The sequence below is a fragment of the Fructilactobacillus sp. X2R5C3 genome (genome assembly GCF_059901325.1).
The window spans coordinates 1-249 of record NZ_JBWXUY010000043.1 but is presented as its reverse complement, the minus strand read 5'-3'; the positions used below and the strand labels follow the sequence as shown (position 1 = coordinate 249).

General features: G+C 44.6%; 1 protein-coding gene. It reads right to left on the bottom strand.

Going from position 1 to position 249, the window contains the following annotated elements; translation table 11 throughout:
• The coding region (locus tag AC6UDE_RS07095; RefSeq protein WP_500697049.1) for a hypothetical protein at positions 1-249 on the bottom strand (249 nt) is incomplete at both ends.

The window sequence follows — 249 nt, the reverse complement described above, 5'->3', positions numbered from 1 at the left end:
GCACGCTTGTCTTTCTCTACGCCATCGCGAGTGAAGACTTGTACATCGATGATAGTACCTGAAACAGAGTTTGGTACACGTAGCGAAGTATCTTTAACATCAGATGCTTTCTCACCAAAGATCGCACGTAGTAGCTTCTCTTCAGGAGTCAGTTGAGTTTCACCTTTAGGGGTTACTTTACCAACTAGGATGTCGCCACCCTTAACTTCAGCACCAATGTAAACGATACCTGACTCGTCTAGTTTAGAC